Origin of the sequence: Lysobacter panacisoli (assembly GCF_009765165.1) — a bacterium.
Taxonomy (GTDB): Bacteria; Pseudomonadota; Gammaproteobacteria; order Xanthomonadales; family Xanthomonadaceae; genus Lysobacter_J; species Lysobacter_J panacisoli.
This window is the reverse complement of sequence record NZ_VLNU01000001.1, coordinates 1,124,135-1,136,327: the sequence shown is the minus strand read 5'-3', so window position 1 is coordinate 1,136,327 and position 12,193 is coordinate 1,124,135. Positions and strand designations below refer to the sequence as shown.

Annotated in this window: 9 protein-coding genes; 4 read left to right on the top strand and 5 right to left on the bottom strand. The window is 59.7% G+C overall.

The annotated features are described in order from the left end of the window. Nucleotide 1 precedes the first annotated feature (1 nt). Together FOF45_RS05540 and FOF45_RS05535 are read left to right on the top strand one after the other, a co-directional pair. Nucleotides 2-340 carry a PleD family two-component system response regulator gene (locus FOF45_RS05540; RefSeq protein WP_158982992.1) on the top strand — a complete coding sequence of 113 codons (339 nt, stop codon included), beginning with the start codon at nucleotides 2-4 and terminating at the stop codon, nucleotides 338-340. A gap of 23 nt (nucleotides 341-363) precedes the next feature. After that, complete coding sequence (locus FOF45_RS05535) at nucleotides 364-1,461, top strand: DUF1254 domain-containing protein (RefSeq protein WP_158982991.1); 1,098 nt, start codon at nucleotides 364-366, stop codon at nucleotides 1,459-1,461. A gap of 119 nt (nucleotides 1,462-1,580) precedes the next feature. On the opposite strand, the gene FOF45_RS18500 is transcribed toward FOF45_RS05535, so the two are convergent. Genes FOF45_RS18500 through FOF45_RS05520 form a run of 3 tightly spaced genes read right to left on the bottom strand, consistent with a single transcriptional unit; the run spans nucleotide 1,581 to nucleotide 6,354 of the window. Further along, complete coding sequence (locus FOF45_RS18500; protein ID WP_158982990.1) at nucleotides 1,581-2,936, bottom strand: TniQ family protein; 1,356 nt, start codon at nucleotides 2,934-2,936, stop codon at nucleotides 1,581-1,583. After that, nucleotides 2,936-3,943 (bottom strand): ATP-binding protein, encoded by a 1,008-nt coding sequence (locus tag FOF45_RS05525; RefSeq protein WP_158982989.1) that lies wholly within the window; start codon nucleotides 3,941-3,943, stop codon nucleotides 2,936-2,938. Before FOF45_RS05525 ends, FOF45_RS18500 begins: the two co-directional genes overlap by 1 nt. Beyond that, the gene (locus FOF45_RS05520; protein WP_158982988.1) at nucleotides 3,940-6,354 is read right to left on the bottom strand and encodes a DDE-type integrase/transposase/recombinase; all 2,415 of its coding nucleotides are present in this window, start codon (nucleotides 6,352-6,354) and stop codon (nucleotides 3,940-3,942) included. The genes FOF45_RS05525 and FOF45_RS05520 overlap by 4 nt, the downstream gene beginning before the upstream one ends. A gap of 1,057 nt (nucleotides 6,355-7,411) precedes the next feature. Here FOF45_RS05520 and FOF45_RS05515 point away from each other — a divergent pair. Both FOF45_RS05515 and FOF45_RS05510 read left to right on the top strand, forming a co-directional pair. Continuing rightward, entirely contained in the window at nucleotides 7,412-8,134 is a 723-nt protein-coding gene (locus FOF45_RS05515) for a site-specific integrase (protein ID WP_158982987.1), read from the top strand. A 1,124-nt stretch (nucleotides 8,135-9,258) separates the two neighbouring features. Beyond that, nucleotides 9,259-9,720 (top strand): DUF6998 domain-containing protein, encoded by a 462-nt coding sequence (locus tag FOF45_RS05510; protein ID WP_158982986.1) that lies wholly within the window; start codon nucleotides 9,259-9,261, stop codon nucleotides 9,718-9,720. 48 nt (nucleotides 9,721-9,768) lie between these two features. On the opposite strand, the gene FOF45_RS05505 is transcribed toward FOF45_RS05510, so the two are convergent. Beyond that, entirely contained in the window at nucleotides 9,769-11,301 is a 1,533-nt protein-coding gene (locus FOF45_RS05505; RefSeq protein ID WP_158982985.1) for a DUF1254 domain-containing protein, read from the bottom strand. A gap of 232 nt (nucleotides 11,302-11,533) precedes the next feature. Continuing rightward, nucleotides 11,534-11,974 carry a fasciclin domain-containing protein gene (locus FOF45_RS05500; protein WP_158982984.1) on the bottom strand — a complete coding sequence of 147 codons (441 nt, stop codon included), beginning with the start codon at nucleotides 11,972-11,974 and terminating at the stop codon, nucleotides 11,534-11,536. Nucleotides 11,975-12,193 lie beyond the last annotated feature (219 nt).

Below are 12,193 nucleotides of genomic sequence, written 5' to 3'. Positions count from 1 at the left end.
CGTGCTGATCGTCGATGAGGACCTGGCCAGCCGGCAGTTGGCGCGAACGATCCTCGCGCGCGCGGGCTGGGAGGCATTGGATTTCTCCGATGCCGCTTCTGCCCTGGACTGCTTCAGGCGTGAGCGCATCGACGCCGTATTGATTGGTGAGCTACCCGGTTACGGCGGGATTGATGTCTGCTGCGCCCTGCGTCCGGAGCAGGTCGGTCGACTTCGGATAGCATCCGCCCCAAGGCCGGACACTGGCCCCCTCACACTGACTAAACGCGACCAGAACAAAACTGCCGCTCTTCGTCGAGGCACGATGCTTCCCCACATGGAGAAGATGGTGATCTTATGAATGCTAGAAACAATGCAGCCAATATGCGCGCTGCTTTCGTCGTCGGCATCGTCGTAGCGACTGCAGGGTGCCAGAAGCCGACCAGTTCCGAGACTCCTTCCGAGCCGGCGGCGACTGCCGCATCCCAACCGCCGGATTCCGGGACTTCGACGCCGGCCTCTGCTTCGCAGTTGACACCGGTGACCGAAGAGAACTTCGTCCGCGCAGAGAGCGACAAGTATTTCAATACTCGGGTTGCGAGCAGTGGCATCGGCAAGCTCGGGGTGCTGCGCGAGTTGATGCCGATCGACAACCAGTCGGTTATCCGTTCCAACCGTGACACGCTGTATTCGCCAGGGGTGTTCGACCTCGAAGCAGGCCCGGTAACGGTCACGTTGCCCGATCCGGGCAAGCGTTTCATGTCGGCCCTCGTCATCGACCAGGATGAGTACGCGCTGAAGACGGTGTACGCACCGGCGACATTCACAGTATCGAAGGGCGACGCCGATACGCGGCATGTACTGATCGGCGTCCGGACGTTTGCCGATCCGAACAATCCGGAGGACATGAAAGCAGCCCACGCGTTGCAGGATCAGGTCAAGGTGGAGCAGGCCGCCACAGGTTCCTGGGAAGTCCCTCGTTGGGATTCGGCGAGCCAGAACAATGTCCGTGCACAGCTGATCCAGCGCGCCTCGACCTTGACCGACAGCCGCGGAATGTTTGGTCCGAGGGGACTGGTGGATCCGGAAAAGCACTTGATCGGCGCCGCCAGCGGCTGGGGCGGAAACAACGAGAGGGACGCGCTCTACCTGACGGTCGTGCCACCGAAGAACGACGGGGAGACAGTGCACACGATAAAGGTCCCGCCTGGTGTGCCCGTCAACGCCTTCTGGTCGGTCAGCGTGTACGGGCCGGATGGCTACTTCCATAAGAACGATCTGGACGCGTACTCGGTCAATGACGTCACGGCAAAGAAGGCAGCCGACGGTTCGGTCACAATCCAGTTCGGCGGTTGTGACGGCAAGGTGCCAAACTGCCTGCCGATCGTGAAAGGCTGGAACTACTGGGTGCGGCTCTACCGCCCCAAGCAGGCCATCCTTGACGGCACATGGAAGTTCCCGCAAGCCAAGCCTGCCTCTTAACTGTTGTTTCATGCCCGATGCGAATGTCCGCTTGTGGCCGATAGCGGACATTTGGCCGAAGCGCTCGCTACGCGATAGTGATGTCCGCTCTCGAGCGGAGCGGACATCCGCGGCTTGAGCTAGCTTCGTCCAGAGGAAGCGCGCGCCGCTGCGCTGCGACGCTTCCAAGGCCAACCGGTTCCGCTCCTTGAATGGCGCTGACGCCCTAGTCGGCTATCCAGTGCGGCGCTGACCTCCTTCGCCGCAAGGGCCTTTCCGACATTGCATCGTTGCCTAACGATATCAACTAAGTGACGCTGCCGTCGTATCCGACGACAGATTAGGTCGTCAAGAAGTCCTCCTTGAAGCGCTAGACGAACACGCTCAACGTTGGCAGCCGTTCTCGCTAACCTGAACTGTTCTCTCCGGATCGCGTACTGCCTACAAAGCGCCGGCTGTCTGCCGCGAACAAAACCGCAGGTCACTCCCAAGCGTCGTGCGAAAACAATGAAGGGCTCGATCTCATCCTCAGGAGGCCGTCCGAGTGCCCGACTAAGCTCCTGCTGAACTCGTCGCGCGACACCGGCTTGCTGCCTAGGGTGTGGGTAGCTCGGCTCTTCATAGCCTCGGAACCCGAGATTTGCCGCGGCTCTCGCTGCAGCTTCTGGCTCGCTAAGTAGCATGACAAGCGGAACTTGCGCGACGTGTGCAGCCTTGAACAATGTAAAGAGTGTGGATAGACCGCGGTCCGCCATATCTAGCGCGATGCGAGCGGAAGCAGGATTCATCTTTGAAGAGGGAAAGTGGCGATGAAGCTCCCGAGCGAACCGGCGCATAGGGTTCCCTCCCTTAAAGAAGAGCTGGCCGCTCGCTATAGCTTCAACCAGCTCGTAGGTATCGCGTTCGGCGTACCCCGGCTCCGCCAGATAGGTCCACATACTCGGAGGCTGCATCAAGTCGTTCCTGCACTCGTGGCAGATATGAAGTGGGGTGGCACGTGAGAAGAATGGCTGGGACGCCGCACACGATGGGCAGCACGCGGACAAAAGGATCTTATGGTAAGGACATCTCCTGAGAGCTTGCACCGTCCAGGCCAACCTGTCATAGGGCGGATCGCCTGCGGCGCGTGCCTCCGCGATGCATGCAGAGCACCATGCACGACTAGTGCGAAGGGAGTGCCGCTGGGAGGTGGTGACCACTTTACGCAGGGAAAGAAAGGTCGTGCGGTCGAGATCATCGACACCGGTAAGAGTCGCAACTAGGCGCACGTGCGCTTTTGTCTGCTCCGTCAGCCCGCAAAGACTAACCCCATGACCGTCGTGGCGTAGGTGCTGCAGTGTCGTCCCCGCAGCGCCGACTCGCCAAGGAAGCAGCATGCGAGAGAGCTGTCCCGCAGTCAGTGAGTGGGCCAACGCCAAGCGCATATAGTACGAATTGAACGACTCAATCTCGGCGGAGCCCACACCTAGTGGCTGTAGCGGAAAGAGACTGTCCATCACGCCTCCTCTAGCCCGAGGGGCCGCCTAGTGGGCTTTTGCTGGAACGGGCGACGTCCCTTCCTCGTGGGAGCTTGATGGAGCAGCGGCTTGATCACGGCAAATCTTGTGAGGGCCTCCTTCCCCAGGTCGATATCCTTCCGGATAACAGCGTTCTCACTAGCGGATGGGGCGTGTGCTAGGAGCATCTTTCTGTCAATGCGACTGGAAGTGGTCTGCGACTTGACCTTGCAATCGAAGAGAAGCTTCTCCAGGAGGCCTACGGATCCGTTCGTTGCGTGCCTGAGCCACTCGGCCTCGTTCACCAGCAGCTTCGGGTTTGCAAGAGGCAGGTGCCTGCCCATGCGTTTCGAAATCTCCACCCAAACATCCATGTCTTCACTGGTGTCCTCGTACGGTGGCAGGTCCATTACATGCAAGCGCCCTGCGAAGTGAGCGGAATCGAACATCCCGCGATACGCCAGTTCATACCCGCCAACGAGTACGAGCGTACGATCCACCGCGCATAAGCACTTGATAGACTGAAGCACGTTCGCACGGAGCTGCGCGCTCTTGGTGTGTGTCAGGTGGTGCGCTTCGTCAACGAACGCGAACCTGGTCTGGCGATGATTTAGCGCGGAGTTCAGCGCCAATCGCATCGAGCTCTCGTCGAAGCCGCGACTTGGGATGTAATGGTTCGCTTCATCCATCTCGCCGTAGTGGATGTACTTTGCGTGGCCTAGGGCCTTTAACATCTGTAATGTCAGGTACTTCGGAGAGATACGGCCGTCCTGGCTAGTTTCGATATTGAGCTGAATGAGAGGCAAGGTCCCTTTGGCATGGTCAACGGTGGATCTTGTGACCTCCTGCACGAGTCGCTTGAATATCGTGGATTTCCCTGCACGCGTGCATCCAACAAGCGCGATGACCTGGTCGCCGCCGCACGCGAGAACGAGGCTCCTAAGCGCGTTTTCCGCGCTAACGAAATTTCTGTGAAGCAGAAGGCCCTTGGTGATTAGAGGCTTCATGACTCGTCCTCCCCACCTTCCTCATCCGTTTCGCGAACGTCTTCAAAGCGATAGCGGATACCACGCGGCTCCTCAATGACGTCGGTGTCGTCCAGGGGCGGCGATTTCGCCTCCTGTGGGGGCTCGTCTTGGATTAAGCCGAGCGCATAGCCGAGGGTGCGGTCCTCCTCTTCTGCAAGCTTTCTGGCGAGCTTCTTTAGGTCGTTCGTTTCGGATGTGCGAGTGAGCAGCTCGGCGTCGGACATGGTGGAGTAACGCATTGAGTCGGAGCAATGGCAAACGAACCAAGCGCTGCCGCAGTGGACATAAACGACTGCTGCACAGTACGGTTCGACCCGAACGGTTAGCAGCTTCTTTGGCCCCGAGAAGCTGAGGAGCTCAGGGCTGGAGTACCAGCGGCCGAGCACCTGAACGCCTTTGCCAGGCCATAGGTTGTATTTCCCTGTCGGGGCTTCAATGGAGGTGGCAATCAAGAACGTCTGATCCCATTTTGCGTGTCTGCCGCTGTGCTCGAACCTTGCGAGCCCTTCGTTTCGCAAGGTGACGCGCGAGCTGAGGCTGCCCGGCTTGTGTGAGAGGTTGTAGTACCCATCGACGAAGAACGTAAGAGCCCGGTGGAGCTCTGCGAGGCGTAGGACCGCCCGATGCGCGGCCTGAAACCCCGACGAGACAGCGCGTGATTCGTGAATGCTTAGGCCAAACCCCGGCATTCCCCTTACAAAGCGCTCCTTGAACTGTCCAAATAGACGCTCAACCTCCTTGCCGAACCTTGGCTCCTCGGGCGGACGCTCAGCATGCGTAATGCCGAATGACGCGAGCATCGCCGAGAAGTGGACGCTGCGGAACTCTGCTCCGCTATCGGTAATCAGCATCTCCGGGAGAAGCCCGTGCCGTCGCATGCAGTCGCGTATGACCATTGAACAAGCCGTCTTGCCGGGATCTCTGAAGCCAAGCCAGGTTGCTAGGACTTCGCCACTGTAGGAGTCAACCATCGCAGTCAGCCAAGGACGCTTCGTCACCTTGGGTGAATCGCGAACAACAATATGTATGTCTGCCTTCCAGTGATCGACATGTGCAACTTCAAACGGTCGCGTTGCAAGTAGACTGCGCTTGGCCGGGTCATGGCTGTCCGAGAGCCGGGCGCGGAGGCGTCTGCCACCTTTGCTAGCCGCGTCAAGGGCCCGAAGTCGTACCTCATTCCACATCTTGTAGTAGGTCGATCTACAGACCGGTGTTTCTGTCTGCCCTGTCTCGTTGCAAAGCTCGCCTATGGCTTTGCGATAACTGCTATATGCCTGTCTGATTGACGGGTGACTGGGCTCGCGCCTGTGGCACCGGATGTGCTGCGACAGGAAGGAACGGTGGGTCGGGCCGATACGAGGCTCTCTGCATCCGCACCGTGACCACCGCGGAATGAGTGCCGAAGCCTTGCCCTGCGCCTCCCTAACGCGCTTCCGATAACGTTGAAGTGTTCTAAGGCTCCGGGCATGCACCTTCGTCGCAGTCCCACTCAGGACCTCTAGCCGCCTGACGAACTCGACTTCATGTCGGGGATGGCAGATAGTTTCATCTCTGACGATCGCACTCGAGGAGACGAGTCGGTGGATGGTCTGGTCCGACTGTTGCATCGAGCTCGCGTCGGTGGCGTTCGTCGCGATCCAAGTATTTGTGGGATCAGATAGAAGAACGTGGTCGATGTCGACGAACAGTTCGTGCTGGTGTATCAATCTCAGGATGGGCGTGATGTCTGCGCGCTCAAGGCGTTTGAGGACCTCACCGATCTTAATCGCCCGCTCAGCGGTTACGATCCGTCTTGCCAGTGCCTCGTGCCTGAGGTCGATCGATGTCAGTGGCGCGCGTGCCGCAACGGCCAGCATTCGATAGTTGGCAGCCCGCACGTAGTTGAACGAGCTCGTTGGGAGTACTTCGTGACGGATCCCTACTGAGGCAAAGATTGCCTTGGCCGGCTTGTAGATGTAGCCATCCTCGTCGCGGTGCCAGTCATGGGGATGGCTCTCGAGCAGCCTTGCTAGCACCGCATCTGGTTTGATCTCCTTCACGGAAACGCCAGTGGCGTCGACTACCAGGAAGTCAGGCGTGTATGACACGCGCGTTCGCCTTCCCCTGATATCCGTGATCCGAAGCGGGACCGGTGGCGGCTGGTCAAATATGGCGATGAGTCCGTCGTTGAGCTCCTGCTCAACGAGGAATAGATACTCTCCTGAGAGAGATTCGGCCTGGAGGGTCACACCTAGGCGATGGATCGGTACATCCAAGACCAGGTTTCCGGCGCGGTGCGCGCCAACTCTGCGTGACGGACCTTCGTCCTGAGCCCTGATGACGTACTGGACTCCTTCCTCGGTAAGGCCGAAGTTAGTAAGGATCGTTGCGTTGACGGTATTCGAAGGCATGAGAAGCTCCTCGCTCTTGCCCCATTCCTAGACGGAATAGGCGCAGCAGCAGTCGTCCCTCCCTGTTAATGGAAGGGCTTGAAATCTGCAGGAATCGGGAGCAGAGTTGGGCCTACAAGTAGTAGTGCTCGGCCTTACGCGAAGCCCCGGCTAGTCCCCGGGGTTTTCGCGTTTCTGCTGCCCAGATGGCAGTCCCACGTGGCAGCTAGGTCATGACTGGTCCTCCTCGAGAGGCGGTCGGGTGCCGCTTAAGGGATCTCTGTCGTCACCGCGTCTGGTTCGACCTCGCCTTGGGCGATTGCAGTCTCGACCCACGCGCGCACTGAGCTCGTTGCCGCGTACCACCCGCGGCGGCCGGGGATCTGGAACATTCGGACGGGGAGTCGACCTGCCGCGCGCGTCTTGGCAAGGGCCTCGACAGACCTGAAGCCCATCAGCCGCGCAACTTCCGCGGAGGTGAGTAGCGGCTTGTCCGGGAAGTACTCACCGGGACTCGGCATTACTCGCGTGGCGGGCATTGAACCTCCACTGGCAAGCATCAGGCGGTAAAAGACCGCCATTCCCGGAATTTCGCACGGGCTAGCCGCTCAGGCACGCTGCGGTGCAGCGTAACTAATTGATTTTATAGGCTATAAACTACCTGTGGCCGTGGCCGAATGCGCTACGCTATGGGCTGGCACAGCCGGATCGAGATATGACTTCCCGACCTCCCAAATCGGTATGGCGCGATCTGACTGACACGCCGGGCGAGGCGCTAGATTTGGAGCTCCGTTCCCAACTTCTCATGCAGCTTCAGACGCTGCTCGAGGAACGAGCGGCCGGAGGCGCGCTTCGAAACCTTAGTCCCGAAGAGTTGGTTGCGGTCAGAAAGGGCAGTATTCACGCGCTTACATTGACTTCGCTCGTGCGTATTGCTGCTGCGCTTGGCTGCGAAGCAGAGGTGAAGTTGCGACTGCCTTACGCGCGAGTCATCGAATAGGGAACTGTCCGCAGCGACGGAGCCTCTACTCATCGCCACGAAGCCACGCGCGGCACCACGGCTTCATACATCTGGTCGATGGGCGCCGAGTCGCGCGCCCTCGCAGAGCTACAAATGCGTCTGCAGCGTTCCCTACCGTTTGAGCTTGCCTTGCTGAGCCATCTTTTCACCATGGCCATCAAGGAGTGGCAGCTGGGGCTTATCCAAAACCCAGTTGCCAACATTCGGAAGCCGCGCGTTGGAGCGGGACGCGATCGACGGCTTACGTCAGATGAGGAGCGGGAGCTGACGGCTGCGCTCACCAAGTACTCGAATCCAATGCTGGGCTGGATATTCAGAATCGCTGTCGAGACTGGGATGCGTTCAGCGGAAATCACGGGGCTAAAGCTGCGGCAGGTCGATCTGGACCGTCGAATTGCCCGACTCACGCAGACCAAGAGCGATGGCGCTCGTACGGTCCCATTGTCTAAGGCTGCCGTTGAGGCACTGCGAGGCGCGATTGAGAACCCGACGCGCCAGAAGGGCTGTGACCTGGTGTTCTTCGGTGAACCTGGGCGGGATGGTAAGCGCCGCCCCTACAACTTCAACAAGGCCTGGATCGAGCTGAAGAAGGAGCTAGGGATCGCGGATCTTCGCTTTCACGACCTCCGCCATGAAGCGGTTAGCCGGTTCGTGGAGGCTGGCTTCAGCGATCAGGAGGTATCCGCGATCAGTGGACACAAATCTATGCAGATGCTCAAGCGCTACACCCACCTACGCGCCGAGGACCTAGTGAAACGATTGGACCGGGAGGGAAGATGAGTTTCACAGGGGGCACACTGTCTTTGGCTGCTGCGAGAACACGCTGAGATGCCTCTGATGGCCTCTGATGGCCTCTGATGGCCTCTGATGGCCGTTAGCGGACATTAGGGGCAGGCGAGGCGGGCGGACTGGCTAACGTCCGCTTTCGACCCGAGCAACTCGCTCGCAGGCGGCGGCGTTAGTCGATGGCCATCCCTTACAGGGGGCTAACACCGCGAAGCGCATGCTGCTATTCGAGTGCGTCACGCGTTCGCGCCTACCGATCGCAGACTCCTACCCCAATCAGGGCTCGGGAGGAATCGAAATGTCCACTAGACCCGTAGTTGTTCTTCTGAGCTCAGCTGGCGTAGCTGACTTGGGCACCGCGCTTCAGTTCTGGATCAATGAAAATCCGGTGCTTGGCCCCTGCGTCAACTGCAAGTCGGTCAATGTGGAGGGGCCCTACTTTCGGATGGTGATTGAAGAGCAATCTGGAGAAAAGTGGGTGGACCTGGAATTCAGTGTCCATCACGAGTACATCAGAGGCTACGTTATCGCGCCCGCCATCAAGAGGTTGGGGTTCACCTAGGATCCGGGCCGATCGCCGCTCAGGACCCAGCTTTGCAGTACCTGTGGTGAACAGAATCCCCTCGAATGCCCTTTGCACTGGCGAAGGGTCCATAGTGTTTAAGCGACGACGCTAATGTCGGCCCGCCTCAGCCTGCGGCTCCTCCCCTCCGCCCTCTGCGGCCTTCTATTTGAAGGAACAATCCTAGGGGGGCATGGACGGATCCCAAATGAAAATACTCATCGAAAGGCTCTGGCGCCACGCCTGTACCGCGCTCGCATCGCTTAGGGCGGAACGTTCGCCGCCTTCGCCGGACCCAATACGATCCGGCTGGCCGAAACCCGCATTAACCAACGTGCCCACATACCGATGGCCCGCGCGCCTCCGGTCTTCCGTTAAGCATCGCAACACCTAGCGGTAGGCCTGCAGTAGCCACATCGCTTGTTCGACTCCGTAACGGCGTACAGAGGCCTCGGATCGGAGCCATTGGCGAAGCTGGAGAGCTTCGCCAATGTCGTTTCTGGCATTCCGGTCTCGATAGTACGATGCCAAGCATCTGCACAGGGGTTAGCAAGCCATGCCAGACACCTTCGCGCGGGACCGAATCGTCGCCGCCCAGGCAATCCTCGCCAGCATCTTTGCTTCACAAAAGGCACTGCGCGCCCTCGCCCCTGAACACTCTTGGGCCGGCCTAGGCAATCTGCTCGGCGACTTTGGCGAACTGCTGGCAACCGATCACTACAAGCTCAACAAGGCGCCCTCGGGTTCGGGCGACTACGATGCCCGCACAGCGGACGGTCGATCGGTGCAGATCAAGACAAACTTTGCATCCAGCCAGATTGGCTTCCGCGGCGAGGCGGACCTACTCCTGGTCCTCGGCATCAAGCTCGATGGCTCCTGGGAGGAGATCTACTTCGGTCCTTATCTCCCAGTGAAGCAACTCGCAAGGTTCTCGGGACGCGACAACAAGCACATGATTGCCGTGTCAAAACTGAGATCCCTTGCGGCCGCGATCACCCCTTCTGCGGCCACCTTATAAATCGGCTTACGTCCGCTTTCGGCCCAATGCGGACATTGCATGGTGGCATCAGCGGGCCAGAGTGACGGCCGGCGGCGCCCAGCGAGCTTCAGTGATCGCTGCGTCTGGCCAGTACGCACGTATGTACAGAGAGAACTCGTCAGCCGGGGCCGGCAACCAGTTACTTTCCTTGTCAGGGCCGGGCGAGGCGTGCTGGACGTACAGCGTCAATGAACCATCCTCGCCGAGCTTGAGGCCCTTGTTCTTGGTGCCGATGCCGAAGCGGTTCAGCGCATTGGGCTCGAACAGATGGTGCTTGTTGTACAGCGTCAGCGACCAGAAGCCCTTCACCGGGGGCGTCTGCCCCTTGGGGAAGGTCACGGTGTATGCGCGACCACCCGCGCCGTTCAATCGCATTCCTCCAGCGTCGACGTCGGTGTAGATGTACCGCGTTTCATTGGGCGCATTGTCGTAGATGTTTGATTTTGCCGACGCCGTGCGCGAGAGGTAATCGAACCCCCACCGCGCACCGTTGGGCGGCGACGTCCAGCCGTTGCCGACCGGCCGGCCGTTGTTGCGGAACTCGAATAGCGGTGCGATCACGTCGTTCTCGGTCGCTACGGCGATGCGAACGAGCTGCTCCTTGACCTTCGGGTCTTTCGCGGCCGCATCAAGCAGTGACTGGGCGGTTGAATAGATCGCCTCTTCGCCTGGAAGCGGCGGAACGCCTTTCATCACAACGGGAAGTTCGTCGAAGAACTTTTCGGGCAAGACGAACTTCATCTCGCCCTGGCCTTCGGTCTTCGGCGCGGGAAACTGCGGTGTCTTGGACCAGTCCTTGGTTTTCATCGTCCCGTCGAACTGATCGAGCAGGTACAGCACCACCTGGTTCACAAGCGGCCGCACCGCGTCGCGGTCCTTGGGCGTGTCGTCCATGAAGATGCGCGGCAACACCGCGACAAGGTCGGTTGATGCGCGGCACACAGCGCTGATGCCCTTGGGGGCTTCGCCCTTCCAGTTCGGCCCGACCAGCAGGTAGAAGCCCGGCTTGGTGCCGTACTGCCGCCCGATCGAGCAGAATGATTCAGTGCGCGAGTCAGCCATCTGGTAGACGAAGAAACGCTCTCCGAAATCCGGCACTTGAATGACGACCGGCTGCGTGTCGAGGTGTTGGTAACCTGCGCCGTAGACAGTGTCCTGGTTCGGGCAAGTCACGAACTTCTGATCAGCCTGGATGTAGTCGGTGAGCATGCTGATCGAACCCGGTGGCGCCACTGGCAGCACCCCGCCGTTGCGGCCAGGTTCGGGCACATCGGCCATCGCCAGGGAACGGTTGTAATGATTCACCAGCGGCCAACCCCATACGTAAATCATGCGCCCCGCCGTCTCCACATAGCCAGGCGTCATCACCGTCCCGGAGGGTGTTCCGGCGATGTCGGCGGCGGAAGCCGGTGGAGGCACCTGAGTCGACGACACCGCCTCCACGGGCGCAGGCTTCACAGGCGCGGCACTGGTTGCCGGGGCTGGCTCAGTCCGTTGGCAACTTGCGAGAAGACCGGTGCTCGACACCAATGCAGCCATAGCGATGTGCAGCAAGCGCATGCACTACTCCTCAAGCAGATGACGGCCAACGCGGAAGCCCCCCTGCGGTGGCATTAAGTGCCCGCCCCTTTGGCAAGGGCGAATAGCGAGCCAGCCGTTAATGCCCCTGATGAAGTGACAACCGCGTGAAGTCGCTTCTGGCCGACAGCCTCGCAACTGCGGGAAGCGTTGGATCCCCTGAAAGAAGAACGGCGGGGCAAGCCCCGCCGTTCCCAAGGTCAACCCGACTACATTACTGCTTGGTCGGAATGTTGACCTTGTCGATGCCATGGATGACACCGTTACTGGAGCTGATGTCGGCCGAAGTGACCTGCGCACCGTCGATGCTGACCTTGTCATTGGCTACGGTGATCGGAGCCGGCTGACCGTTGACCGTCCTGGCCGACTCCCACTTGCCGATGTCGGCCACGGTCTTGCGACCGCTAACGAGGTGGTAGTTCAGCAACGAGACGAGCTCTTCCTTGTTCTCAGGCTTGAAGAGGTTGTCCAGCTTCCCAGCCGGCAGCTTTTCAAACGCCGAATCGGTGGGGGCAAAGACGGTGTACGGGCCCACGCCACGCAGCGTGTCGCTCATGCCTGCGCGCTCGATGGCTTTGCCAAAGGTCTTGAACGACCCATTGGCCGTAGCCGTGTCGAGGAGGTTCTTGGAATTGGTGTTGGTCATGGTGCTCATGAAGATGATTACCTTTAATGCGATCCGAAGTTCACGGAATCGAGAGTGGCCGAAGCCAGTCCCCTGCCGACGGCAGGGGCAAGAGAGGCTCAGTGCGGGTGGGGAGTGGGAAGTGCTGCGCGGCTGAGTGGCCGTTACGACATTGCGTCGCAGTGCCAGCGGACTGTGCGCCATTGACTGTTACTTATTCGTGATCTGAAGACCGCCTCGCAATTCTGT

Bases quoted from the DNA above. Each gene is read 5' to 3' on its own strand.
- FOF45_RS05535 (WP_158982991.1), top strand. From the start codon at position 364: ATGCGCGCTGCTTTCGTCGTCGGCATCGTCGTAGCGACTGCAGGGTGC.
- FOF45_RS18500 (WP_158982990.1), bottom strand. From the start codon at position 2,936: ATGGACAGTCTCTTTCCGCTACAGCCACTAGGTGTGGGCTCCGCCGAG.
- FOF45_RS05525 (WP_158982989.1), bottom strand. From the start codon at position 3,943: ATGAAGCCTCTAATCACCAAGGGCCTTCTGCTTCACAGAAATTTCGTT.
- FOF45_RS05520 (WP_158982988.1), bottom strand. From the start codon at position 6,354: ATGCCTTCGAATACCGTCAACGCAACGATCCTTACTAACTTCGGCCTT.
- FOF45_RS05515 (WP_158982987.1), top strand. From the start codon at position 7,412: ATGGGCGCCGAGTCGCGCGCCCTCGCAGAGCTACAAATGCGTCTGCAG.
- FOF45_RS05510 (WP_158982986.1), top strand. From the start codon at position 9,259: ATGCCAGACACCTTCGCGCGGGACCGAATCGTCGCCGCCCAGGCAATC.
- FOF45_RS05505 (WP_158982985.1), bottom strand. From the start codon at position 11,301: ATGCGCTTGCTGCACATCGCTATGGCTGCATTGGTGTCGAGCACCGGT.
- FOF45_RS05500 (WP_158982984.1), bottom strand. From the start codon at position 11,974: ATGAGCACCATGACCAACACCAATTCCAAGAACCTCCTCGACACGGCT.